We start from the raw sequence: 25,774 nt of genomic DNA, 5'->3' as shown, positions 1-25,774 counted from the left end.
GCATGAAAACATCGCAGTGGATTGATATTTCACAACCGCTAAATAATGATATCGCGACGTGGCCAGGGGATACACCGTTCTCGTATGAAGTTTCATGGTCAAAAGAAGACAGTGGTTCAGTAAATGTCGGAAAGTTAACGATGAGTATCCATACAGGTACTCATATTGATGCACCATTTCATTTCGATAATGACGGTAAGAAGGTGTTAGATTTAGATATACACGTATATGTAGGCGCAGCACGAGTTATCGATGTGTCAGGGCTGGAGAGTATCGGTAAAAAGGAATTAGAACGTTTTAAATTAGAAGGTGTAGAGCGATTATTATTACGTACATCTTCACATGGTAAAGCGCAAGAATTCCCAGAAAAAATCCCGTATTTACGTGCTGATATTGCAGATTTTCTATCTAGTAAGGGCATTCGTTTAATTGGGGTAGATGTACCTTCTGTTGATCCTTTAGATGATAAAGAACTAGAAGCACATCATCAATTATTTAAACACGGAATTCACATTTTAGAAAATGTCGTACTCGATCACGTAGCAGACGGCGATTACGAACTTATTGCCTTACCACTCGCATTAACAGATGCAGATGGGAGCCCAGTTCGCGCTGTTATTAGACCAATATAAACAGAAATATATAAAAGGGGCGTTTGATTAATATGAAAGAAAACGAAAAGGTAATTATGGAAAAAGGGATTCACACTGATTTTAAGGAAAATATGACGTACGGAGAGTATTTACAGCTAGATAGCTTATTATCTAGTCAACAAAGATTATCAGATCATCATGATGAAATGTTATTTATCGTTATTCACCAAGCGAGTGAGCTTTGGATGAAACTAATTTTACATGAACTGAATGCAGCAATTGAATCTATTAAACAAGATAAATTACCACCAGCTTTTAAAATGTTAGCACGTGTATCAAAAATTCAGTCGCAAATTATTCAATCTTGGGATATTCTTGCGACATTAACGCCATCAGAATATATTGAGTTCCGTGATTCACTTGGTCAGGCTTCTGGTTTTCAATCGTATCAATATCGAATGATTGAGTATGCACTTGGTTATAAAACACCACATGCATTAAAGATTTATGAAAAGGACCCAGAATTACATGCTCGTCTTCATAAAGCACTTCATGCACCAAGTTTGTATGATGTGGCGATACAAGCGCTTGTTAAAGAAGGATTCCCAATTCATGAAGATGTGTTAAACCGTGATATTACGCAGCCTTACGAAGAGGATGCAACTGTAGAAGCGGCTTGGATAGAAGTATATGCGGACGTGCAGAAATATTGGGATTTATATCAGCTTGCAGAGAAATTAATCGATATTGAAGACTGGCTACAACAATGGCGTTTCCGTCATATGAAAACGGTAGAACGAATTATTGGTCATAAAATGGGAACAGGTGGCTCTTCTGGCGTATCTTATTTAAAGCGAGTGCTTGATCAATGCTTCTTCCCAGAGCTTTGGAATGTTCGAACGAAATTATAAAATAAACTTGTCAGCTATTAAATGCTGGCAAGTTTATTTTTTTGTTTTAAAAACAAATATGATTTAATAGAGAGAACGAGATGAACAACAAATATTACATAATCATTTAGATGGAGGAAGATTTCTTGAACTTTGAGCAATTACAAAATAAATTTGAAAAGAAAAAAGTTAATACATTTCTTGTTTATCAAAAAGGGGAATTAACGACTGCGTACTATAAAACGATAGACTGTGCAAATGACTTATTTAAAATTAATTCGATTACAAAAAGTATCGTATCTATATTAATTGGTATCGCAATTGATAAAGGATTTATAAATGATATACATACACAAATCACAACATGGATTCCAAATGTACCGGAGAAAAAGAGGGAATTAACGCTGTATCATTTATTAACGATGACAACAGGAGAAGATTGGCAAGAGTTCGGAAATGGGGTTGTTTTCCCAAATGATTTTGTGGAATCAGACAATTGGGTGCAATATATTTTAGAAAAGCCGCTCATTGAAGAAATGGGTACGAAAATGAATTATAATTCAGGCTCTTCTCATTTACTTAGTTACATTATTCAAGAAGCAACTGGAATGTCGACGGAGCAATTCGCGAAAAAGTATTTATTTGAGCCGTTAAACATTACGGAGTATGAGTGGCAACAAGACCCGCAAGGTATATATGTTGGCGGATTTGGTATGAAAATGAAATCTATAGATTTATTAAAGTTAGGAAAAGTATGTTTGAACAATGGCTATTGGAAGGGAAATGATATTGTATCATCGAAATGGTTAGAAAAATCAAATACAGCTCTATTCGAAACGTATGAACATGTCGGAGCATATGGATATCACTGGTGGGTATTACATAACAAAAGATTTCACATACCGTATTGTATGTATTTTGCTATGGGATACGGAGGGCAATACATTATTATCATTCCGCAGTTAGAGCTCGTAGCGGTTATTAGTAGTCACATGCCGAAACGTGGCCTCGTACCATTAAAGTTATTTATAGAGCATATAAAAGAGAATTCCAATCATAAATAAGAAGAGAAATGAGGTGTTTTATGAGAAGTGCAAAAATGATAGCGATTTATAGAATGTTATTAAGTCTTCTAGCGTTTAGTGCACTTATTACTCAATTTGTTACAAGGGCACAAGTGAAACCGTTCAATCCAGTTAACTTTTTTAGTTTCTTCACAATTGAAAGTAATATTTTAGTGGCGGTAATTCTACTATTAAGTAGCTTGGTGACAGCCACATTCGGACGTTCCGAGCAGTTTGGAGTTCTTCGCGGCGCAGCTACAGTATACATACTGACAACAGGACTTATTTATTTTTTGTTATTAAGGGGATTAGAAGAGTCACTTCAAACAGCGATACCGTGGGTAAATACTGTGCTTCATTACATCATGCCATTAGCGATGATTTTAGATTGGGTTAAAAATCCACCTACGAAGGCCGTTACATGGAAACAGGCTGCGAGTTGGCTTGTTTTCCCGCTTTTATATGTTGTATATAGCTTAATCCGCGGTCCATTCGTGAATTGGTACCCATATCCGTTTCTCGATCCGAGAATAGGTGGATATGGGAGAGTGCTTTTATATAGTATCGGAATAGCGGTTGTAATTGGAGCTATTTGCGGATTAGTAAAAATGTTAGGAAATCGATCTTTACATATAAAAAATAATCCTTATTAAGGAAGAAGTACATAAAAAAACCTCTGTCTGTATGTAAAGACGGAGGTTTCTTTGTTTTACCGATTTGTCTTCTGAAAGGACATCTTTAAAAATTTCTCTGTTTTCGTATCAAACTCTATATCCACAAAAACACCATACTCTTTTCCACCCTCACGTAGCCATAATTTAAACTGTTCAACTGTTATTTGAACAGTTTTTGGTTTTCTACCTATATGAAGGTAATCGATAATCTCAGCTTTCGGATATTGTTCTTTCGTTTTTTCAACGGCTAGTTTACCCCATTTTGCATAGGGTGGCTGTGCGTGAACTATAGATGGACCAGTATATATATTTGAACATGCTGTTAGTAAAAAAATCGCGAATGCTATACGTGTGAAGAAATACTTCATAATAAGCTCCTTTTACTCTTTTTTATATTGTGTGCATATATCTTCAAGCATATAAGCTTGGCTTTTTTTGTCTTCTTTACATAAAAGCTTCACATTTACAAAACATAACCATGAATTCATTCTGTATTTAAGGAGGGAAACATATGCGTCAAAAAGGTTTTTTGAAGCTAGCAGTTTTACTTACCTTTATTGGCTTATCTTTAATGGTAAGTAGTATACAAACCAAAAATGTAGAAGCCTTTTCTAATCAAGTAATTCAAAGGGGAGCATCTGGAGAAGATGTCATTGAACTGCAAACTCGTTTGAAATATAACGGATTTTATACGGGAAAAGTTGATGGTGTTTTCGGATGGGGTACATATTGGGCGCTTCGAAACTTTCAGCAAAAATTCGGATTGCCAGTTGATGGTTTAGCGGGTGCTAAAACGAAGCAAATGCTTGTAAAGGCAACAAAGTATGATAAGTCGACCGCTAATAAAGGTACAACAACTAATAAAGGGAACAGCGGTGGTACTGCGCAAGAAAATAAACCACCACAAAGTAAAGGGACAAATGTTCCAAATGGTTATTCTCAAAATGACATTCAGCTAATGGCAAACGCTGTATATGGAGAGTCACGTGGTGAGCCTTATTTAGGACAAGTTGCAGTGGCTGCGGTAATTTTAAATCGTGTCACAAGTGCATCGTTTCCAAATACCGTTTCAGGTGTAATCTTTGAACCGAGAGCCTTTACAGCAGTAGCAGATGGACAAATATATTTAACGCCAAATGAAAATGCGAAAAAAGCCGTATTAGATGCAATCAATGGATGGGATCCAACAGGGAATGCACTATATTATTTCAATCCAGATACTGCGACAAGCAAATGGATTTGGACTCGTCCACAAATTAAAAAAATCGGTAAACACATTTTCTGTAAATAGAGCGGAGGTGGAAACATGTTAAGAGGTATTATCATTGTACTATTAACAATAGGTGTAGTCGGAACAGGATATTGGGGCTATAAAGAGCATCAAGAAAAAAATGCAGTATTAATTAGAGCGGAAAATAGTTATCAGCGCGCGTTTCATGATTTAGCGTATGAGGTTGACTTATTACACGATAAAATTGGGACAACACTTGCGATGAATTCACGCGCGTCTCTATCGCCAGCATTAGCAGATGTGTGGCGTTTAACATCTGAAGCTCGTTCTGATGTAGGTCAACTACCATTAACATTAATGCCATTTAATAAAACGGAAGAATTTTTAGCGAATATCGGTGATTTTAGCTATCGTGCAGCGATTCGTGATTTAGAAAAAGAACCGCTAAATGATCAAGAGTATAAAACACTGCAAACGTTATATTCAAATGCAGGAAATATACAAGATGAACTAAGAAAAGTGCAACACCTTGTGTTGAAAAACAACTTGCGCTGGATGGACGTTGAAATGGCACTTGCATCAAACCGAGATCCAGCAGATAACACAATTATTGATGGATTAAAAACAGTTGAAAAGAATGTAACGTCGTACTCGTCTACTAATTTCGGACCTACTTTTACAAGTGCACAAAAGAACAAAAAAGGTGGGTTTGAAGCAGAAGGAAAAGCAATTTCAGAAGATGAGGCAGGAAAAATTGCAAAATCATTTTTGAATTTAAAAGGAAATGAAAAAGTGGATGTTGAGAAAAGTGGAAAAGGTGCAAAAGAATCTTTCTACAGTGTGAAAATTAAAGATCCAGCAACAAACAACGAATATTACATGGATATTACCGGAAAAGGTGGATACCCAATTTGGGTAATGAATAATCGAGAAATTAAAGAACAAAAAATTAGTTTAAATGATGCAGGAAGTAAAGGATTAACGTTTTTAAAGGATCACAAGTTTACAAATATGGAGCTATTTGATAGTTCTCAATATGATAATATCGGTGTGTTTACGTACGTTGTAAATGAAAATGGAGTGCGTATTTATCCAGAAGCAATTCAAATGAAAATTGCTTTAGATGATGGATCGATTGTTGGTTTTTCGGCAAAGGAATATTTAGCATCGCATCAAAAACGAACAATTCCGAGTGCGAAGCTAACTGCTGCTGAGGCGAGAAAGAAAATTAATCCCGATGTAAAAGTTATGGAAGAACGTAAAGCTGTAGTAGTAAATGACTTGCATAATGAAGTACTTTGTTATGAATATATTGGTACTTTAGGGAAAGATACGTACCAAATTTTCATTAACGCAAATAGCGGGGCAGAAGAAAAAGTGAAGAAGATGCAAGCGGTTGAAAAAATTTATGATTAAACATCAATGATAAAGTGGTGAAAATAATGAAAATCATTATATATATGTTAATGTTTTGTTTCGTTATTACTGGATGTAGTATTGGAAAAAAAGACAATCCTAATGAAAAGCCAGAACAAAAAAATGTCTCGATGAAAAATGTTACGTATACAAATAAATCAAATAAACCAAATGAAAAGGCAGCTGATCATCTGGCATCTTTAGCTGCAAGTATACCTGGTGTAAACGATGCGACAGCAGTGGTAGTTGGGAAATATGCTGTGGTAGGTATTGATGTAAAAGCGAAACTTGATCGAACTCGCGTTGAGTCAATTAAGTATTCTGTTGCAGAAAGTTTGAAGAATGACCCAAATGGTGCGAATGCAGTCGTTGTAGCAGATGTTGATACGTATGAAAGACTAAAACAAATAGGTAAGCAAATTAAAAAAGGTAAAACTGGTGAAGGCATACTTGATGAATTAGCAGCAATTGTTGGCCGTGTAATGCCGCAAGTTCCAAATGATATGATTGAAAATAGAGAAACAAACCCGATTAAAGATAATGATAAACAATTACCAAAAGATGAAGAACAAGAACTTCGAAAAGAACAAGATGATCAGTCCAACAATCATTTGAAAAAATAGTGGAAATCCCGTACTAAATTGTACGGGATTTTTTATAAAATTAAATATTCAGTTTATTTTTAAGGGAAAATATGGTTTAATAATGAGGGGAGGGACAACCGTTATGATGAAAAAAAGCACACTCATATTGTGTAGTTTATGCATAGGTTTTAGTATGACAGCGTGTGACCAGAAGAAAGAAGTGAAGAAGAAAACTGCTACATCTTCTACTATAACGGAAAATAAAAATCAAAAATCCATTAATGTAAATCATTTCTCAAATATTAATGAAGGAATGACATATTTAGAAGTGAAAGATTTAATCGGTTTTGAAGGGGATTTACTCATAGAAGAAGGGGAAGAACATTCTACACGAATTAAACAAATTTTTGCTTGGAAAGGCAACGATCCAAAATCATTTGCTGAAATGACATTTTTGGATGGAAAAGTGCATTCTAAAACACAGCAAGGTTTAAGTTAATAACTTGAAGGAGTGGGAGAGTTAAGCATGAACATACATACAGTGGAAATACAATTAGTTCCGTATAAGGAGCAGTATAAAGAGATAATACAATCATTTACTTTACCAAGTGAACAAGTTCAATTTACGGCGAATCCAGGTGAATTACTGGAGAAAGCGAAAAATGATCGAACGAAAAATGTAGTTGTTATTTTAGACTATAACGGAGTACCTGTCGGTGTATTTATATTACAAACAGGTGATAGAGTACAGGAGTTTACAGAAAATAAGGATGCCATACTTTTAACTTCTTTTTCTGTTAATCATAATAAACAAGGAAAAGGATATGCTAAAAAATCATTGGCGTTATTACAAGACTTTGTAAAATATTATTATCCAATAAAAAATGAAGTAATTCTTGCTGTAAATGAAAAAAATATTCCGGCACAACAGTTATATGAGAAAGTTGGATTTCAAGATAGAGGATTTAGAAGAATGGGACCAATTGGACAACAATTCATATTACATTTACCTATAACGAGATAATAAGATAACAAAGCTTACTCTTGAAAAAAATCATGTAGTAAGTTTTTTCATTTGAGATATTTTCCAAACATGATATGTTAGAGGCATTAAGGTAAGTATTCGAGAAGTATGAAGGTGCAAAACAATTCGATTGCTAAGCATGTAAATACGCGAGGGGTAATCATATGACAATTTATATTGCATTACTACGGGGAATAAATGTAGGTGGGCATAAAGTAATCAAAATGGCGGATTTGAAAAAAGTCTTTGAATCAATAGGGTTAAAAAAAATGAAAACATATATTCAAAGTGGAAATGTAGTGTTTGAGTCAGAAGAAGAGATAAGTTTTTTAAAGGAACGAATTGAATGTGAAATTAAGAATGTTTTTGATTTCGATGTTCCAGTTATGTTAAGAACAAAAGATGAATTTATAAATATTATAAAAACGTGTCCTTATGAAGCCGATTTATTGTTAGAAGGAGAAAGCATACATGTTGCCTTTTTAGCCAATGCACTTTCTGAAGAAGACAGTAATCAATTGCTTACGATTAAAAGCGAAATAGAAGGTTGTCATATTGAAGGAAGGGTAGTGTATTTATTTTTCAAAAAAAGCATTCGGAATTCTAAACTAATGAACCAGTTTCAAAAATTACATACGCCAGCTACAGTAAGGAACTGGCGGACTGTGAATAAGCTGAAAGCAATAGCAGAAGAGATTTAAATAAAAAAGTGGTTTTCTATTTACAGAAAACCACTTTTTTATTTATATTGTTTGGCGACAATGAGTTCAACGATAGGGAAAATAAGAAAGGAAGAACAGAGTGCAATAAAGAGTGGAAGGTTTTTTACACCATCCAAATTGGAACCCATAGAAAATCCTTCCGAGCAGAGTAATATAAGGAACATAACACCTACAAGCACAAAATACGCGATTTTAAAGCTTTTATATGTAATTTGTTGTCCCATCTCATCTTGACTTTCTTTCGATACTCCGTTTGGATCTCCCCATGTAATATGATTAATTAAATTACTAAGTATTAAAGAAGCAGCGAAAATCGTTCCACCCAAAATTGAACCTTCAGTTGCGTATTTGTATGCGCCATGTCCGAGTATCGCGATTAACGATAAAACAATGATTACAAAAATAATCTTTTTAGTATTCAATATATAATTGCACCTCCACCATTGTCAAAAAATCTTTACAACCATAGTATAAAATTGGAAAAGTTTTATGTCAAATACTTTTTACACGATAAATGAATATTTGTGATATTTTGTTTAAAGGATGAAGAAAAAATTACATTACATTTGAATGTAAAAGAATGGGCTCGCATATATTTGGAAGGGATGTCAGATTAAATTAGGGGGTAGTTATGTCTATTCTTTTAAAAGCTGGTGCAGATGCAGGAAATAATGGTTTGAAGTTAATGGTGAAAGGGCAGGAACCCATTTTTATTCCGAGTATTTATTCCTTATATATAGGTGAGCCTACGGGGTTGTTAGATGAGGGTGAAGTTTCATCGTCAGAATTAGAGAATCACATTGATGTGACCATTAGTTCTCCATCGCTAATGTTAAATAATGTACGATACATCGTTGGAGAAAAAGTGATTCAAGATCAATTAAAAGGTACTGAAGTGGAGAAGAAATCAAATAAATCTACTGATGAGTTAATGGTTATTACAATCCTTTCAGGTTTAGCGATAAGTGCTATGCGTCAAAGTCCAACTTCAAGTCATATTAATATTCGTTATGATTTATCTGTTGCTCTTCCAATGCAACTTATTACACAGGAAATCGCTGCTGAAAATTCGAAACGGTATATGGGTAATCACAAGGTCATATTCCATTATCCAAATGGACGCGATGTTACGATTAATGTTTCTATTGAGTTTTGTAAATGTCTACCTGAAGGCGCTTCTGGGACGTGGGGGATTGTATATGATGAGGAAGGAAATGTTGTGAAACATAAAATAGAATGTGAACAAAATCAAGTTTCAGAAATTGATTTTGTAGATAAAACTTTATTGTCTTTTGATATTGGCGCGGGGACAACGGAAGAAGTTGTTTCATTAGGAGTAAATTTCCGTCCGCAATTAAGTAAAGGATTATCGTACGGTGTAAAAGAAACGTTACTACAAATTATTACGAGATGGAATCGGAAATATCCTACGAAAACAATTGATAGTATTACAGAATTCAACCAAATTTATTTAAATGAAAAGCATCCAAGAAATGCATTGTTAGTTGAGGAATCGCAGCCAGCGTTTTTAGGTTTAGCAGCACGCGTTGCAACGGATATTATTAACAAAATTGATGATATGAAAGACGATCCATATGTATTTATTTATGGTGGGGGCGCAGTTATTATTAAAAATAGCTTAAAAATGATTTTGAAACAAAAAGGACGCTTGAAAAATGTAATTTTTGTAGATAACCCGTTATTCACCAATGCTCGTGGTCTTTTAGTATATACATGTTCGCCAAAATATAGAGAGCATAAGCAAAAAGAGTTAGGATTCACAAACTTAACGATAAGTTAGTTGGTGGAAGTATGCGATCTAGGCGATTTAAACGTGGTGATCGAGTGAAAATAAATATTAATAAATCGGTATCACCTGAAATGATTGCATGGCTTAATAAACAAACTAATCCAACTAATTTCTTTTTCTTTGCAGCGCAGCAATTATTTAAACAAGTAGGAGATATTGATGTATCAAAAACTTTGCCAAGTAGCCATGTTTTTTCTTTATATATAGAACCATCATCTCTATTAAAAGTTGAAATGAATCCATTTAAAAACGTACCACTAGAAAATAGTAAATCCACCGAAAATGTAAAAAAAAAATCGTGGGAATCTGTTGACCAGTTAGATTGTCCATTTTTTTAAGCATAGAAAAATATAGGTAGAGCCCATCACTATACATACGAATGCAGTGATGGGTTTTTGATATTGTATCGTAATCTTTATAAATAGAAGGGGCAAAATAATTTGTGCCCCTTCTAATAGTTGTTCTTATCTTATACGGGATATATGTTCTGAAACTGCTTTAATAATTTTATCCCAGTCATCGGGATGAATCTCGTGCCCTGTACCTTCAAGGGATAATAGCTTTGAGTTCGGAATTTCATCAATAAGTGCGAGTCCATGTTCAAGTGGAAGAGCCGTATCGTCTGTACCATGAATTACTAAAGTAGGTACTAGTAATGATTTAAGTATATCTTCATAAGAATCATCACCTGTAAGGAGGGCGTGATTAAACATACTTAATAGATTGTTAGCACGTTCTATTTCTTGCTTTACTTGTTTTAAAGTTCTTGCTTTATCAAATATACGCTTTGATCCACAGAGTAGACGTGATCCTGTAATTAAATATTTCGCTATAACATCTTTATTTGTCCAATCTAAATTTGCACCATTAGCATGATGTGTCAAAATTCTTTCATCCATTGGAGGCAAATCACGAGTATTGTTATCAGATCCAATAACGCTTGTTGCTAGTAATGTTAAGGTCAAAATTCTTTCTGGGTGTTTTACTGCAGCAATTTGAGCAATCATACCTCCTAATGACATGCCAAAAAGGTGTGCCTTGTCAATATGATACGCATCGAGTACTCCGATTGCATCTTCAGCCATATCTGCTACAGTGTAATTGGAAGTCCCAGGTTCATATGTAACAGAACGCCCAACATCACGGTTATCATAGCGAATGACAAACCTTCCTGTGCTAGCCAACCTTTCACAAAATTCTTCATCCCAATAAACCATTGAACACGTAGCTCCCATAATTAATAATATTGCTGGGTTATTAGGATTTCCAAAGCCTTCTGTACATATATCAATACCGTTTACTTTGAAAACTTGTTCACTCATAGCACACTCTCCGTTTCATTTAAAGGTCATTAATAAATAAAGAGAAATATAACTTTGGGTGTTTCTTAAGCGTAAATTAGATTGTATTTAAGTGAAATAAATGTTTTTTGCACTCATGATGCTTAATTAGTAGAGTAGCATAAATATCACCTCCAAACATATTTATTTTCATACAAGGCGAAAAATTTTGAAAAATAATTGTTTGTTATTAAAATAAACAGCAAGGGGGCGAGGAAATGAAAGCAATTGTTATTAATCAATATGGTAGTGTTGAAGAATTACAAGAAAGACAAGTTCCAAAGCCGGTTGTTAAATGTAATGAAGTATTAATACGCATACACGCAACATCTGTCAATCCTGTTGATTGGAAAATAAGAAAGGGAGACTTACAAAAAAAGTTGCGATTTTCATTTCCAATTACATTAGGATTAGATGTTGCTGGAGTAGTTGAAGAAGTTGGAGAAGATGTGAATCATTTTAAAATAGGAGATAAAGTATTTACGAAACCCGAAAATATAGGGAAAGGTTCTTATTCTGAATACATTACAGTGAAATCAAATTTAGTAGCGCAAATGCCAAATAATCTTAATTTTGAAGAAGCAGCATCTATACCTCTTGCAGGACTAACAGCTTGGCAAAGTCTTGTTGATTATGCACAAATAAAAGAAAATGACCGAGTATTCATTCATGCTGGAGCGGGCGGAGTAGGGAGTTTTGCAATTCAAATCGCAAAATCATTTGGGGCCTTTGTCGCAACAACTGCAAGTAGTAAAAATGAAGAGTTTTTAAAGTGTTTAGGGGCTGACCTTGTTATTGATTATAAAAAAGATAAATTTGAAGAGTTACTATCAGATTATGATATTGTGTTAGATACAATCGGCGGAGAAGTACAAGAAAAAAGTTTTCGAATTATTAAATCTGGTGGTGTTCTAGTTTCTATCGTTCATGAACCACTGCATGAAGTAAAGGGCATAAAATCAGGGTTTTTATGGTTGAAACCAAGTGGGAAGCAATTAGACGAATTAACTAGTTTGATCCAAGCTGAAAAAATTAAACCAATCATTAGCAAGGTTGTTCCGTTTAATGAAAAAGGAGTTAGAGAAGCTCATATTTTGAGTGAAAGTCAGCATACTAGAGGGAAAATTGTAATTACAATGGGATGATGGTTACATAAATATATGAGTGGTGACTATATGAAATGAAAATAGTCACCACTCATATATACTATAATTTTTGCACGACAAAAGTAATCGCATTCGTATTTAATTGAATGTGTGTACCGTTTCGTACAATATCATACGTTAAATTTTTCATTTCAACTTTTACTTCTTGCCATTCGGAATAAACGTCTTTTAGTATACGTATCATTTCTTCCATAGAAATGTTAATTTCAATTAAAGCATCTAATTCTTGATTCGTTTCCAAGTCAATTTCTTGAATGTTAGAGTTGACTATTAAACAGTTGATACCGTTACTCTTTGTTCCGTTTTTCATAGAGTGAAGCACTTTTTTAAAATCTTCTATCGATTTGACATGCTCTAAACTTGATACTGCAATGATGTAGTTATAAGAATTAGAGGAAATATAGTAGTCTTCAAGTGCTGATTGTTCTGTTTTTATGTATTCAAATACACCATGTTCTTTGCTATAAACTTGTAACTTCGTTAAAGCCGAATCAAGTAGATCAACACAAGTAACGGTTCCGCCACTATTCATGATTTTTTGTGCAATCGGAATACTGTTTCTACCGACACCAGAGCCAAGGTCAAGTATGTGTAGGTCTTTCTGTCCTTCAAAATAGTTCAGCATGTCCATAACTATTTTAACAGGTTTATACAGCCAAGATCCTGCTTCGAATAATTTGTATTGTTCATAGCAAAGATCGTGATACTTTTTCTCTTCTTGTCTTATGTAATCGATTCTGTTCATAGTGTTTCAGCTCCAATAGTTTCATGGCGAAATGAATAGGTTGGACAACCTTTAACATTCATTTGAATTCGAAATATACCACCAGCATGTGGGTACTGTTTTAATTCCTCATCCGTCATTCTTGTTCTGGCTGTTGTGATATATAAATCGGTCAAATTAGGTCCTCCAAATGTACACGACGTTACATATAAAGCAGGAATCGGAATACTTAAAATCTGTTTTCCAGTAAAGGGATTCCATCTAGTAATCTTCGAGCCTCCCCAATGTGCAATCCATAAACAACCTTCTACATCAATTGTCATACCATCGGGTATACCTTCATTTTCAGGGAAGATGATAACATCTGTTGGATTGCTAATTACACCAGTATGTATATCATAATGAAAACGGACTACTTTTTTTGTAGGTGTATCAATAAAATAAAGGTATGTATCGTCAGGAGACCATGCTATGCCGTTTGAAGTATTTACATGTGATACCTTTTTCTCTACTTGGAGATTATTATTTAAAGAATACAAGGAACCCGCGCCACTTATACCATATAAATCAGTAGTGCCTGCCCAAAAGCGTCCAGCTGGATCGCATTTCCCGTCATTAAAACGATTTTCTATTAAATGTGGTTCAGGATCATAAATATGTGTAAGCTCTTCTGTATTTAGATTAAAAGAATAAAACCCTTTTTCTAGAGCTAAAAGTATTACATCATCTAGATATGGAACGACACAACCGATTTGTTGGTCGAGAGTAATCACTTGGTTCATATTACTAGCAGGATTGTAGAGGCATAATTTCTTCTCCATAATATCAACCCAATATAATATTTGTCTTTTCTCATCCCAGCAAGGACCTTCCCCTAAATTCGCCTTAGCATCAACGACTAATTCTATATTTCTGAGCAATCTGTTTCACCTCAATTCATTAGAGATACATATAAAGTTCGATAAAAATGTAGGTAAACCTTTTGTCGGATTGGAATAAAAAAGATGTACTGTGAAAAAACGAAGGCCTTCTCACGTAACTCGAAAATAGCATATAACTATGAGGAGGAAGAGCTATAGGATGTTTCATGTGAAAATGTATTGCGAGTATATAAAAGGAGTGAAAAGTATAAGCGATTTAAAGAGAAACCGAAAGTGACATAATGTTGTGATGGTGTAGTCACAACATTCAACTTGAATGAATATATTTTTTAGATAGGGAAAATATGTGTTATTAATTTCTGTTCAGAAAAATTTGACAATACATATGTTATAAATTATCATATGTAAAAAACTAATATATAATTTGGCGTTGAAGAGAAGAGTAGTTAAGAATGAATACATACAGAGAGCTCTGGTAGCTGAGAAAGAGCGGTATACATCTTAATGAAAAAAGACTTGGAGCTGCGCAAGGAACTAATTTGTTTAGGGATGGTGCGACGGGTTCTCCCGTTATAGAGATAGGGTATAAGCATATTTTGCCGTACCTGAAGAGGTTAATATGGTGACGTATTAACAAACTGAGGTGGTACCGCGAAGCTAATAACTCTCGTCCTCAAGATGAATAATCTTGGGGGTGGGAGTTTTTTTATTGCATAAAACTGAAAATGTGAAAACAAAAATACAATTGAGGTGAGTAACATATGCATTGGGCGTATGAAGTAGCACATGAATTAATTAGAAAGCATCCAAACAAAGAAACTTTTGTTTGCGCATCTGGAATAAGTCCATCTGGTTCTGTTCACATTGGAAACTTTCGTGAAATAATAACGACTTATTTCGTTGTAAGGGCGCTTCAAAATTTAGGGAAAAAGACTCGTTTCATATTTTCATGGGATGATTATGACAGGTTTAGAAAAGTTCCCCAAAATATTGATCCATCTTTTGCAAGGTATATTGGTATGCCATACTCTGATATTCCAGATCCGTATGGATGTCATGACTCGTATGCAGAGCATTTTGAAAAAGAGTTTGAGGAATCGCTCCAAGCATTTGGAATTGAAGTAGAATTTATTTATCAACATGCTGAATATAGAAGCGGAAGGTATAACGAAAACATATTAGAGTCTTTGTATAAAAGAAAAGAAATATATGATATTTTAATGGGTTTTAAAACAGGAATACACCGAGAAGAAGATAGAGAAAACTTTTATCCCGTTACGTTATATTGTGAGAGCTGCGGGAAAGATGCAACAACTATTACACATTTTGATGAAGTATTAAAAACAGTTCGGTATGATTGTGAATGTGGAAATCAAAATAAATTATCCGTATTAAATACAAATCAAATGAAAATGAATTGGAAAATCGATTGGCCGATGAGATGGAGGATAGAGGATGTTATTTTCGAACCGGGCGGAAGAGATCATTCATCGGAAACAGGTAGTTATAATGTATCAAAAGAAATTGCAAGGAAAATATTCAATTGTGAAGCCCCTCAATACGTTGCTTATGATTTCATTGGAATTAAAGGGCATCATGAAAAAATGTCCAGTTCTTCAGGGAATAGTATTACACCTAGCGACTTATTAAAAGTGTATTTACCAGAAGTAATTCTTTTTATGTTTGCAAAATATAAGCCTGATGCAGCTTTTCATATTGGACTTGATGAAGATGTGATACGTAATTATACAGAGTATGAACGATTGAAGGACAGTTATGAAAATAAAACACTCAAAAATGAAGATTTATTTGATGCAATTAAACTTTCTAGACATGATAGCCGATTTAAAGAGTATCCAAAGTTTAATCAAGTAGCAGGAACTTTACCGTTATTAAATTTTGATTCATCTATTTTACAAGATATATTAGAGAAAATAGATAGGAGCTATGGATTATTTGAAATGGTAGCGATAAGTAATCGTGCAGAGCATTGGATAAGAAACTTTCAATCTGAAAAATTAATTGAGGTAAATCAAGAGAAAAATACGGAGTTTTATAACACATTAGATGAAAGGCAGAAAAAATGGCTAGTGGAAGTTTGTAAAATATTACGTTCTAATAAAGATTATTCTAACTTAATGGAACAATTGTATCCGATTTGTCATCATGAAAATAAAAAAATAATGAAAGAAAATCAAAAACAATTATTTACCATTATATATAGGCTCATTATGAATCAATCAAGTGGTCCACGTATACCTTTATTAATACATGTGGTAGGCGCCAGAAAATTCGTCACATTATTAGATTTCTAAAGTACATTAAAAAATAACACAAGTACTCAAAAGAATAAGTACTTGCGTTGCTTAATTTTTGCTATCGTGAATACATTTTTGGACATTCATCACCACGTGGTTCGTAAAAACAATGGCTTTTAAATTGCCCTGCAAACGGCTGATTATACCATTCAGGTGGACAAGCTCCAACTGGACGGAAATACCAAAGAGCCCACCTTGCCGGCCAGCGCCATTCACCTTGTAAAACTTTTCTTGCGATTTCTTTTTCTGATTCACGGGCACGTTGATAAAAGTATCCGTATTGAACCGCTTCGAATCCGCCAGGGCTTTGATATACAGCATCAGGTACGGTACGGAGTTGTTTAAAATCTAAGCAATCGCAAAATACACGGTTTACTACAACACATCCGACAAGTTGTTCACCTTGTCGTCCTTCGCCCTCAGCTTCAGCACGGATTAAACGTGCTAGTAAATCAACGTCACTTTCGTTGTATGGAATAAGGGGCATTGTAATACCACCTTTCTTTACTTGTTATAGTAAAGAGTGTATGTTTCAAAATGAGCTAAGTGCTTTTGTAATCTGAAAATAACTTTTAATTTTAACAAGGAGCTTGTATGAATTAGAGCTAATTAGTTATAGAAGATAATATTGAAAAGGGAGAGGTAGTATGTATCGTATTCATAAAGAACATATTATTTATGCAATGTCACCAAATAATGAGCCATGTATAGAAGTAGACACTGGGAGTCGGATTGTATTTGAAACGTACGACTGCTTTGAAAATCAAATTGATTCGGAAAATGTCGTATTTCAAGAACTAGATTGGAATCGAATTAATCCAGCGACTGGCCCTGTATATATTAAAGGAGCAGAACCTGGTGATATATTAGTCGTAATGATTGAAAAGATTAAAATTTCAGAGCAGGGTGTTTTAACAACAGGTGCGAACCTTGGTGTAATGGGGGATGAGCTAAATGAAAATACAGTGAAAATTGTCCCAATACACAATGAACATGTTATATTTTCAAATGAAATACAGATTCCAATTAATCCGATGATTGGTGTCATTGGCACGGCCCCTAAAGAAGACAGTATTTCATGTGGTACGCCGCATGATCACGGCGGGAATATGGATTGTAAAGAGATAAAAGAAGGAACAACATTACTATTACCTGTAAATGTTTCTGGTGCTCTTTTAGCATTAGGGGATTTACACGCCGCAATGGGTGATGGTGAAATTGGTGTTAGTGGAGTGGAAGTTGCTGGAGAGGTAACTGTAACTGTTCAAATTATAAAAGAAAAGAAATGGCCATTACCAATGGTTATCCAAAAAGAAAAAATAATGACGATTGCTTCAGAGAAATTGTTAGACGATGCAGCGAATCGTGCTGTACATAATATGGTGACATTTTTACATGAGGAATTAGAAATGTCTAAAGCTGATGCAACCCTTTTATTATCAGCAGCAGGTAATTTAAAAGTTTGTCAAGTTGTGGATCCACTAAAAACGACGCGGATGGAACTAAGAATGGACTATGTGGAGAAGCTGGGTTTTAATTGGAGTAAATTTAATATTAAATAAGAATAATAGAAGAAGGATGCTGTTTTATAAAAGTATCCTTTTTTAATTTACGGATTAAATAAAAAGAGGTAGTATTTATTTTGTGTAAGTATATTTGAGATTGTGAATTAAAAGGAGTTTAAGAATGGTTAAAATTATGATTGTAGAAGATGATATGAAAATTGCGGAGCTATTATCAACTTATGTTGCGAAATACGGTTACCAAGGAATTGTTATATCGGATTTTCAAAATGTGTTAGACATATTTTTAGAAGAACAACCAGAGTTAGTTTTATTAGATATTAATTTACCAAGCTTTGACGGTTACTATTGGTGTCGTCAAATTCGTGCGGTTTCCACATGTCCAATTTTATTTATCTCGGCCCGTGAAGGTACGATGGATCAAGTTATGGCGTTAGAAAATGGTGGCGATGATTTTATTCCGAAGCCTTTTCATTATGAAGTTGTAATGGCAAAAATTCGTAGTCATTTAAGACGTGCTTACGGAGACTATGCACCGAAACTAGAAGAACGAATGATTGAGCAACAAGGTCTTTGTTTATATCCAGAAAGACTTGTGTTAAAACTTAGGGGGCAAGAGATTGATATAACGAGAAACGAAGCTATTTTATTAGAGACGCTAATGAAAAATTACCCGCGTGTTGTGAGTAGAGAAGTGTTACTTAATAAATTATGGGATAGTGAATCTTACGTTGATGATAATACATTAAGTGTAAATACAACACGTGTGCGTAAAAAGTTAAAAACGTTACATATTGAAGGAGCAATTGAAACAATTCGTAGTGTTGGATATAGATTACATATTACTTGGGATAATGGTATGGAAAAATGATAAGGTTGTTTATTCGTGATCATATACCGCTTATTTGTTTTACAGCGATCCAACTACTAGCCATATTCCTAGTTTATTGGTTTGATGGGCATAATCATATTTCAACGGCATTATATGCAATGTTTTTAGGTGCTTTTTTTATGATAAGTTATTTATTATTTCGTTATTTTACACATCGTTCTTTTTATGAACGTTTAGCAAATCCATTGCAATCTTTGGATGAATCCGTTCAAAAATCTGATTTTGCAGTTTTATCTACCGCACTCCAAGATTTGCTTGATGCACAATATCGTCATTATCAAAATCAGCTGCAATTACAAGAGAGAAAAAATAATGATCATTTAACCTTTATGAATCAGTGGATTCATCAAATGAAAACACCTCTATCTGTAATAGAATTAATTACACAGGATGAAGTGGATTCGCGTTTTGAAAGTATTAATGAGGAAACAGATCGGTTAAAAAAGGGATTAGAGATGGCATTATATGTCGCGCGTTTAGAAGCATTCACACAAGATTTTTATGTAGAAAGAGTACAACTACATAAAGTAGTAAATGATTCCGTGCATGAACATAAACGCTTCTTTATCCGGAGTTTTGTATATCCAGAGCTTGAAATTGATAAAGGTATTACTGTAGAAAGTGATGCGAAATGGTTGCAATTTTTAATTGGACAAATTATATCGAATGCGATTAAATACTCATCAGGTAGTAGAGAAAAGATTAAAGTGAAAGCATGTAGGGAAGGTAATACAGTTGTACTTGAAATTGCCGATAGTGGCGTCGGGATACCGAAGCAAGATTTACCAAGAGTATTTAAACCGTTCTTTACAGGAGAAAATGGTAGAGATTTTAAAGAATCAACTGGAATGGGGTTATATCTTGTATATGAAATTACAAAACAATTGGGACATAGTGTAGAGATCCATTCAGAAGTTGATAAAGGTACCGTTATACGAATAATATTTTTTAATGTGTAACAAGTGATTAAGGCTAAAGAACTTTGGAGATAAGTTTTTTAGCCTTGTTTTGTACCACTTGAAAATAAAAAATTATTTACCTTAGAGAAGTAAAAGCGAAGTGTTTATTATTTGTTTATGATAGGGGGATTGAAATGGATATTCGGAAAATGAGGTATTTCATAACGGTGGCAGAAGAATTAAACTTTAGTCGTGCAGCAAAACGCCTTATGATGGCACAACCGCCTTTAAGCCAAGAAATTCGAAAATTGGAAGAAGAATTAGGAGTTCAACTTTTTCACCGGACAAAAAGAATGGTTGAACTTACCGATGCGGGGAAAATCTTTTTAGAAGGTGCACGGCAAACGTTGCTTCAAGTAGATAGAACCATTAAAGAAACACAGCTTGCGGATGAAGGGAAGATAGGACATTTAATAATTGGTTTTGTCGATTCTACAGAAACCGTTATAGAGATATTAAAAAAATTCCGAGAACGTTTTCCTAAAATACAGCTCATATTACGCGAGATGACAACAGACCAGCAAATAAAAGCACTCTATGAAAAACAAATTCATATTGGATTTATTCGTTCTAAGCAGAATAATGAAATATTGTCTTCCGAAATTTGTTCTGAGGAACGTTTAAAATTGGTATTACATCAAGATCATCCCTTAGTTTCGTTACCTAATATTTCTATTAAAGAACTAGTGGACGAACCATTTGTTTTATTTCCTCGTCATTTCGGTACTAACTTTTATGATTTAATTATTAGTTACTTTTGGGAACATGGAGTAAGTTTAAATATTGTTCAAGAAGCGATCCAAATGCAAACGATTGTAAATTTAGTTGCAGCAGGAATGGGGATTTCTGTCGTTCCATCATCGGTGGAAAGTTATAAAAAATCGGGTGTCATATATAAAGACATTCAAGAAAATACACCGAAAATAAATTTATATGTTGGATGGAGACAAGATGAAAAGTCTGTCGTGTTAGAGAACTTTTTAACAGTTGTTAGAGAGGTTTATGCGACTTCACAATTTGAATTTAAAGAGTAAAAGCCCATCTTGATAGGATGGGCAGTGAGAAATTGGAAAGTGAAACTTCTATTTTTATTTTAAAGTTAGACTACAAGGTATTTTGTGGTTTTTAAAAAGTAATTCACTGATGTTTCAACCTGTTTTGCTCGGATCGTACTCAATGAAACCTTTTAGTACACTATCAATCTGATCCATTATTTCAGGGTGTAATTTAACACTAGAAGCAACTGTATTTTCTCTTATTTGCTCCGGATTTGAAGCACCAATAATTGCAGAGGAAACAGATGGATTTTGTAGTACCCAAGCAACTGCGAGTTGAGATAGGGTAAGATTAGTTTCTTGCGCGATGGGATTGAGTTTCTGAATTGCAGTGAGTACATCATCACTCATCCAACGTTGCACGAGTTTGTGGAAAAATGGTTTGCCAGCATCTGAGTTAGCGCGTGATTGAGTCGGTAATGGCTTACCAGGTTGATATTTTCCTGTGAGAATACCTTGTGCAAGGGGGGACCATACAATTTGGCCAAGTCCCTCACGTTGACATGTTGGTATTACATCAGTTTCGATAACTCGCCACAACATCGAGTATTGAGGTTGGCTAGCGATGAGTGGAATTTTCAATTCTCGTGCAAGTGCTGCACCGCGGGTAATTTGTTCCGATGTCCACTCACTTACACCAATATAATGGACTTTTCCTTGCCTTACAAGATCTGAGAAAGCTAACATCGTTTCTTCAAGAGGAGTTGTTGTATCAAATCTATGTGCATAATAGACATCAATGTAGTCTGTCTGTAACCTGTGTAAAGATGCATTACAATTTTCTAAAATATGCTTTCGTGATAAGCCTCGATCATTTTTTCCGGGTCCAGTCGGATGGCATACTTTTGTACATAGTTCTATACTTTCTCGGCGTATACCTTGCAAAGCCCGGCCAAGTACTTCTTCAGCTATAGTGTCTGAATAAACATCGGCAGTATCGAACGTTGTAATTCCGACATCTAGTGCGACTTTCACACAATCCTTTGCAGTATCCTCATCTACTTTTCCACCATGGTTTATCCAGTTCCCATATGCAATCTTGCTTACTGTTAATCCACTGTTTCCTAGTTTGCTAAACTCCATTGTAGTATCCTCCTTTTAAAATGATATCTTCATTATAAGAACTGAAATTTAATATGTATAATATATAATTTATTGGAGAGTTATATAAAAAATATATAAGAGGGAGTGCTTAGAAGTTTACTGGTAGGGAAATATAAAGCAAGAAGTACAACAAATGTTGTTTGTGCTTGATCAATCTGAAGTGTAGAAATGATAAATAGACCTAAAAGAAAGCAATCCTTTTTAACGGCACATATAATTACATTTACTCATACAGTACTACTATGGTACAATATGGTTACTAACGACGGAAAGGAATGATGGGTGGACGATGATTAACTAATCTTATTTTTAAATGTTGAAATTAAATAAATTTCAATTTATAAAAAATAGGATTAGTCTGCCCGATTTCCATACAATAGTATTGCTATTTATTTTGCTTAATAGCTTATTTGGGTATAAATATTTTAATGACTAATCCTGCCAAATTAATTTGGGAGGATTTTTTTGTTCTCCCTTAATGAAAGGGATCGGTAATATGAAAGAACTTTTAAAATTAAATGATGTTTATGTTGAAATAATAGAAAATACTTTATTAGAGAAAATGAATGTTACAGTAAAACAAGGGGATGTTATCGGATTAATTGGTAAAAATGGTGCTGGTAAATCAACGTTACTTCAATTAATTAATGGGAAGATTGAGCCATCAAAAGGTACTGTTGAATGGCAGCAAATGAATGTGACAACGGCATATGTTGAACAAGAAACAGAATCCTTTATTAGTAATGATGTGATTGCAAAAGAAGCAGAACTTCTTGCGAAATGGGGCGTGCCAACGAACGATTTTCTTACTTTAAGTGGTGGTGAAAAGCTGAAAGTTCGATTAGCAAAAGGGTTTTCCGAAAATCCTAATTTATTAATATTAGACGAACCGACAAATCATTTAGATGAGACGAGTACGGAATTTCTCATTAAACAAATAAAAAATATGAGAGGTACAGTTATCGTCGTATCGCATGATCGATATTTTTTAGATGTTGTCGCAACAAAAATATGGTCAATTGAGGATAAAAAATTAATTGACCATAGTGGTAATTATACGAGTTATATGAAAGCACGTGAGCAAAAAAGAATGACGCAGCAGCGTGAATATGAAAAACAGCAAAAAAAGATAGAACAAGTAGAATCACAAATAAACGAATTAAGTTCATGGTCACAAAAGGCACATGCACAGTCTACAAAACAAGAAGGCGTTAAAGAATTTTATCGTGTGAAAGCGAAGCGAATGGATGCGCAAGTGAAGTCGAAACGGAAACGTCTCGAAAAAGAGCTTGAGAAAACGAAAGTAGAACGTGTTAAAGAAGAGTATTCAGTTGAGTTCTCTATTCAAGCGAATAAAAAAGTAGGAAAACGCTTTTTAGAAGTGAAACAATTGAGGAAAGAATTTGATGGACGAACATTATTCGAAAACGTTAATTTTACAATCCAACACGGTGAGAAGCTTGCGATTATTGGACCAAACGGAAGCGGGAAAACAACATTACTGAAGATGATTATGGGCACGGAGACTGTTCAAGGAGAAGTATGGATTTCACCATCAGCAAACATCGGTTATTTAACACAAGAAGTATTTGATTTACCACTTGATAAAACACCAGAAGATTTATTTTTTAAAGAGACATTTGAAGAAAGAGGAAAAGTCCAAAATTTAATGAAACATTTAGGGTTCCAGGCTTCTCAATGGAAAGAGCCGATTGAGCAAATGAGCATGGGAGAACGAGTGAAGTGTAAGCTAATGACCTATATTTTAGAGGAAAAAGATGTACTTATTTTAGATGAACCGACAAATCATCTAGACTTACCTTCAAGGGAACAACTTGAAAATACATTGGCTGAGTATAATGGAACATTAGTTATAGTTTCTCACGATCGATATTTTCTAGAGAAAACAACTAACACGAAACTTGTGTTTTCAAATCATATGATACAAAAGCAGCTAGAGGAACCTACTAAAACAAGAGATGATATTGAAGAGCTACGTTTAACGTTAGAAACAGAGAGACAAGAAGTATTAGGTAAACTAAGCTTTTTAACTTTTAACGATAAAGAATATAAAGAACTTGATGAACGATTTATAGAACTTACGAAGCAGATAAAGGCGCTTTAATGTGATTATGGGAACCTTCTAGCTAGGAGTTTCCCATAATTACTGATTTTCATACGGGATTAAGGGGGAGTATCATGAGAGAAGAAAATTTGACTAGGTTATTTAGAATAGACTGTGGTGATATTTACTTACAAGAGTTTACCATTCAAGATGCGGAGAGTATTTATAAAATATCGAATCAGCCGGAAATAGAAAGGTTTTTGCCAGACTGGAAATCAACGAAAGAACAACGAGTAAATTGGGTTGCAAATTATGAAATACCAGCAAATAAAGCATTTCTTGATGCGGTGAAAAATACATGCAACATAGATGATCATATATTAAAGCTAGGAATATTTAATAAAGATACAAATGAATTTATTGGATGGTGCTGCACAAGCATTAAAGAAGAACTCCCTTCACCAAATAGAGAAATCATGTATGCTATTTCAAGCGAGTATCATAATAATGGTTACGCTACGAAAGCGACTAAAGGGTTGATTGATTATTTGTTTAAAAATACAAATGTAGATGTTCTTAACGCAGTTGCTTTAATTAACAACGTACCATCAAATAAAGTTATTGAAAAATGTGGATTTACTTATCTGAGTCAACAGACGATAGAAAACCAACTATATAATCATTATCTATTAAGTAAATCAGAATGGATAAAAAATATAGCTCTTTAAAAGGAGCTATATTGAAGTGATTACAAAAAAGCTTAGAGCTAAAATTCTGAGCTTTTTTACATTCAAGTGTACCAGTTAACCATATTAAAGAGGCAATTGGGATGGCTTCTTAATGGACTTGTTTTTTAGCAAAACAAGTCCATTAAGCTGTACATGCGAGAACCATTTTATAAAAATCATATATGAAAAGGAATTTGGATAATTTTGTCGAATTTATGTATCTATGAAAACACCACTTTCTCACTCGAATAATCCTAAAATTGAATCACTTCAAACTCAAGTAGAAGAACACACGGTAAAAGTGAAGGCGAGCGAAGGTTTGCATATAAAACTAACGGTTGAGTGTTAGTGGATTAAATGTTTTAAGCTATGAAATAGTTTAAATGAGGGAGGGGAACGCATATCATAACTTGGTTTCGCCATTTGCCACAGATAAGTATGGATTTCGCAGAATGGACTCCTTTTATTAAGAATAATTGGTATCGAAAACATTATCTGAAGTTTGTATATCTACTTCAGATAATCATTTTTCTGATACCCTATTTCTTTGAAACAAGTTTCACTCATATTAATATATTTTATCTCATCATAATAGGTATCTTTGTCTTCATCATTCACGAATGTCTACACATTTTGGTCATAAGTAACAAAGGTGATATTAGCTTAACATTTAGTGGAATATTTTTTTGGCTAAATACAAATGCAATCCTATCCAAAACGAGATTTTGGGTCTTTATGAGCTTGCCCATTATTGTATTATCGGTAGTCCCTGCCGTTATGTCGTTTTATGTATCAGGAAATATCAAATCAATCATATTATTTGTATGTTGGATAAACACATTAATTTCCTCCTCAGATATCTACAATTCATTTTTAATTGCCATTAAACCGAAGAACTCAGTTTTTTGCAGAGGTTATTATAAAGTGAACTAGTATTAAAAGGGTAACTCAAAAATGTTTCAACTAAAGGCATAAGTTAAAAATATAATTTTTGAAAGTAAAAGACCGATA

General features: G+C 34.1%; 28 protein-coding genes and 1 other annotated feature. Of the genes, 21 read left to right on the top strand and 7 right to left on the bottom strand.

Annotation, left to right across the window (positions count from 1 at the left end; all coding sequences use genetic code 11):
• Positions 1–2: 2 nt before the first annotated feature.
• The 4 genes from kynB to MHB76_RS13170 all read left to right on the top strand — a co-directional run bounded on the left by kynB (position 3) and on the right by MHB76_RS13170 (position 3,200).
• Positions 3–632 carry an arylformamidase gene (kynB, locus tag MHB76_RS13185; protein ID WP_078173595.1) on the top strand — a complete coding sequence of 210 codons (630 nt, stop codon included), beginning with the start codon at positions 3–5 and terminating at the stop codon, positions 630–632.
• A 32-nt stretch (positions 633–664) separates the two neighbouring features.
• Positions 665–1,504 (top strand): tryptophan 2,3-dioxygenase, encoded by an 840-nt coding sequence (gene kynA / locus MHB76_RS13180; protein ID WP_002110249.1) that lies wholly within the window; start codon positions 665–667, stop codon positions 1,502–1,504.
• A gap of 125 nt (positions 1,505–1,629) precedes the next feature.
• Positions 1,630–2,547 carry a serine hydrolase domain-containing protein gene (locus MHB76_RS13175; RefSeq protein ID WP_078173596.1) on the top strand — a complete coding sequence of 306 codons (918 nt, stop codon included), beginning with the start codon at positions 1,630–1,632 and terminating at the stop codon, positions 2,545–2,547.
• Between the two features lie 20 nt (positions 2,548–2,567).
• Positions 2,568–3,200: a Pr6Pr family membrane protein gene (locus MHB76_RS13170; protein ID WP_078173597.1), complete on the top strand. Its 633-nt coding sequence runs from the start codon at positions 2,568–2,570 to the stop codon at positions 3,198–3,200.
• Between the two features lie 56 nt (positions 3,201–3,256).
• Here the strand turns inward: MHB76_RS13170 and MHB76_RS13165 are convergent, their stop codons facing one another.
• A complete protein-coding gene (locus tag MHB76_RS13165; protein ID WP_002161542.1) occupies positions 3,257–3,589 on the bottom strand; it encodes a YqzG/YhdC family protein in 333 nt (110 codons plus the stop codon).
• Between the two features lie 143 nt (positions 3,590–3,732).
• Here MHB76_RS13165 and sleB point away from each other — a divergent pair, with 143 nt between their 5' ends.
• From sleB to MHB76_RS13135, 6 genes are all read left to right on the top strand, one after another.
• Positions 3,733–4,512 carry a spore cortex-lytic enzyme gene (gene sleB / locus MHB76_RS13160; protein ID WP_002161543.1) on the top strand — a complete coding sequence of 260 codons (780 nt, stop codon included), beginning with the start codon at positions 3,733–3,735 and terminating at the stop codon, positions 4,510–4,512.
• A gap of 15 nt (positions 4,513–4,527) precedes the next feature.
• Positions 4,528–5,868, top strand: a complete 1,341-nt coding sequence (gene ypeB, locus MHB76_RS13155; protein WP_078173598.1) for a germination protein YpeB — start codon at positions 4,528–4,530, stop codon at positions 5,866–5,868.
• Positions 5,869–5,894: 26 nt separating this feature from the next.
• Positions 5,895–6,491, top strand: a complete 597-nt coding sequence (locus MHB76_RS13150; protein ID WP_016105042.1) for a YhcN/YlaJ family sporulation lipoprotein — start codon at positions 5,895–5,897, stop codon at positions 6,489–6,491.
• Between the two features lie 103 nt (positions 6,492–6,594).
• A complete protein-coding gene (locus MHB76_RS13145) occupies positions 6,595–6,951 on the top strand; it encodes a hypothetical protein (RefSeq protein ID WP_340986770.1) in 357 nt (118 codons plus the stop codon).
• A gap of 27 nt (positions 6,952–6,978) precedes the next feature.
• Positions 6,979–7,476 (top strand): GNAT family N-acetyltransferase, encoded by a 498-nt coding sequence (locus tag MHB76_RS13140; protein WP_199709128.1) that lies wholly within the window; start codon positions 6,979–6,981, stop codon positions 7,474–7,476.
• A 164-nt stretch (positions 7,477–7,640) separates the two neighbouring features.
• Positions 7,641–8,177 (top strand): DUF1697 domain-containing protein, encoded by a 537-nt coding sequence (locus MHB76_RS13135; RefSeq protein ID WP_340986767.1) that lies wholly within the window; start codon positions 7,641–7,643, stop codon positions 8,175–8,177.
• A gap of 38 nt (positions 8,178–8,215) precedes the next feature.
• On the opposite strand, the gene MHB76_RS13130 is transcribed toward MHB76_RS13135, so the two are convergent.
• Positions 8,216–8,620 carry a hypothetical protein gene (locus tag MHB76_RS13130; protein ID WP_002110239.1) on the bottom strand — a complete coding sequence of 135 codons (405 nt, stop codon included), beginning with the start codon at positions 8,618–8,620 and terminating at the stop codon, positions 8,216–8,218.
• A gap of 209 nt (positions 8,621–8,829) precedes the next feature.
• Between MHB76_RS13130 and MHB76_RS13125 the strand changes: the two genes are divergently transcribed.
• The gene (locus tag MHB76_RS13125; RefSeq protein WP_002161548.1) at positions 8,830–9,999 is read left to right on the top strand and encodes a ParM/StbA family protein; all 1,170 of its coding nucleotides are present in this window, start codon (positions 8,830–8,832) and stop codon (positions 9,997–9,999) included.
• A gap of 11 nt (positions 10,000–10,010) precedes the next feature.
• The gene (locus MHB76_RS13120) at positions 10,011–10,346 is read left to right on the top strand and encodes a hypothetical protein (RefSeq protein ID WP_078173600.1); all 336 of its coding nucleotides are present in this window, start codon (positions 10,011–10,013) and stop codon (positions 10,344–10,346) included.
• A gap of 126 nt (positions 10,347–10,472) precedes the next feature.
• Here the strand turns inward: MHB76_RS13120 and MHB76_RS13115 are convergent, their stop codons facing one another.
• Positions 10,473–11,330, bottom strand: a complete 858-nt coding sequence (locus MHB76_RS13115; protein WP_078173601.1) for an alpha/beta fold hydrolase — start codon at positions 11,328–11,330, stop codon at positions 10,473–10,475.
• Between the two features lie 236 nt (positions 11,331–11,566).
• On the opposite strand from MHB76_RS13115, the gene MHB76_RS13110 reads away from it, so the two are divergent.
• Complete coding sequence (locus MHB76_RS13110) at positions 11,567–12,493, top strand: NADP-dependent oxidoreductase (RefSeq protein WP_078173602.1); 927 nt, start codon at positions 11,567–11,569, stop codon at positions 12,491–12,493.
• A 61-nt stretch (positions 12,494–12,554) separates the two neighbouring features.
• On the opposite strand, the gene MHB76_RS13105 is transcribed toward MHB76_RS13110, so the two are convergent.
• Complete coding sequence (locus MHB76_RS13105) at positions 12,555–13,259, bottom strand: class I SAM-dependent methyltransferase (protein WP_078173603.1); 705 nt, start codon at positions 13,257–13,259, stop codon at positions 12,555–12,557.
• Positions 13,256–14,158 (bottom strand): SMP-30/gluconolactonase/LRE family protein, encoded by a 903-nt coding sequence (locus tag MHB76_RS13100; RefSeq protein WP_078173604.1) that lies wholly within the window; start codon positions 14,156–14,158, stop codon positions 13,256–13,258. The genes MHB76_RS13105 and MHB76_RS13100 overlap by 4 nt, the downstream gene beginning before the upstream one ends.
• Before the next feature lie 382 nt (positions 14,159–14,540).
• Positions 14,541–14,797, top strand: a binding site (T-box leader).
• 83 nt (positions 14,798–14,880) lie between these two features.
• Here MHB76_RS13100 and lysS point away from each other — a divergent pair.
• A complete protein-coding gene (gene lysS / locus MHB76_RS13095) occupies positions 14,881–16,434 on the top strand; it encodes a lysine--tRNA ligase (protein ID WP_078173605.1) in 1,554 nt (517 codons plus the stop codon).
• Between the two features lie 61 nt (positions 16,435–16,495).
• On the opposite strand, the gene MHB76_RS13090 is transcribed toward lysS, so the two are convergent.
• On the bottom strand, positions 16,496–16,924 hold the full coding sequence (locus MHB76_RS13090) for a cell wall hydrolase (protein WP_002119861.1): 429 nt from the start codon (positions 16,922–16,924) through the stop codon (positions 16,496–16,498).
• Positions 16,925–17,084: 160 nt separating this feature from the next.
• On the opposite strand from MHB76_RS13090, the gene MHB76_RS13085 reads away from it, so the two are divergent.
• The 4 genes from MHB76_RS13085 to MHB76_RS13070 all read left to right on the top strand — a co-directional run bounded on the left by MHB76_RS13085 (position 17,085) and on the right by MHB76_RS13070 (position 20,845).
• Positions 17,085–17,999: an acetamidase/formamidase family protein gene (locus MHB76_RS13085; RefSeq protein WP_002161556.1), complete on the top strand. Its 915-nt coding sequence runs from the start codon at positions 17,085–17,087 to the stop codon at positions 17,997–17,999.
• Positions 18,000–18,123: 124 nt separating this feature from the next.
• A complete protein-coding gene (locus MHB76_RS13080) occupies positions 18,124–18,831 on the top strand; it encodes a response regulator transcription factor (protein WP_002161557.1) in 708 nt (235 codons plus the stop codon).
• Positions 18,828–19,811 carry a sensor histidine kinase gene (locus tag MHB76_RS13075; protein ID WP_078173606.1) on the top strand — a complete coding sequence of 328 codons (984 nt, stop codon included), beginning with the start codon at positions 18,828–18,830 and terminating at the stop codon, positions 19,809–19,811. Before MHB76_RS13080 ends, MHB76_RS13075 begins: the two co-directional genes overlap by 4 nt.
• Positions 19,812–19,945: 134 nt before the next feature.
• A complete protein-coding gene (locus tag MHB76_RS13070; RefSeq protein ID WP_078173607.1) occupies positions 19,946–20,845 on the top strand; it encodes a LysR substrate-binding domain-containing protein in 900 nt (299 codons plus the stop codon).
• 114 nt (positions 20,846–20,959) lie between these two features.
• Here the strand turns inward: MHB76_RS13070 and MHB76_RS13065 are convergent, their stop codons facing one another.
• Positions 20,960–21,949 (bottom strand): aldo/keto reductase family protein, encoded by a 990-nt coding sequence (locus MHB76_RS13065; RefSeq protein WP_078173608.1) that lies wholly within the window; start codon positions 21,947–21,949, stop codon positions 20,960–20,962.
• A 517-nt stretch (positions 21,950–22,466) separates the two neighbouring features.
• On the opposite strand from MHB76_RS13065, the gene abc-f reads away from it, so the two are divergent.
• The 3 genes from abc-f to MHB76_RS13050 all read left to right on the top strand — a co-directional run bounded on the left by abc-f (position 22,467) and on the right by MHB76_RS13050 (position 25,696).
• The gene (gene abc-f / locus MHB76_RS13060; protein WP_078173673.1) at positions 22,467–24,095 is read left to right on the top strand and encodes a ribosomal protection-like ABC-F family protein; all 1,629 of its coding nucleotides are present in this window, start codon (positions 22,467–22,469) and stop codon (positions 24,093–24,095) included.
• 74 nt (positions 24,096–24,169) lie between these two features.
• Entirely contained in the window at positions 24,170–24,763 is a 594-nt protein-coding gene (locus MHB76_RS13055; protein ID WP_078173609.1) for a GNAT family N-acetyltransferase, read from the top strand.
• A 438-nt stretch (positions 24,764–25,201) separates the two neighbouring features.
• Positions 25,202–25,696: a DUF3267 domain-containing protein gene (locus MHB76_RS13050; RefSeq protein ID WP_078173674.1), complete on the top strand. Its 495-nt coding sequence runs from the start codon at positions 25,202–25,204 to the stop codon at positions 25,694–25,696.
• Positions 25,697–25,774: the final 78 nt, after the last annotated feature.

This window comes from Bacillus sp. FSL M7-1345, from assembly GCF_038006985.1.
GTDB lineage: Bacteria > Bacillota > Bacilli > Bacillales > Bacillaceae_G > Bacillus_A > Bacillus_A cereus_U.
Note: the sequence above shows the minus strand (reverse complement) of the source record. Positions and strands in the feature narration are given on the sequence as shown.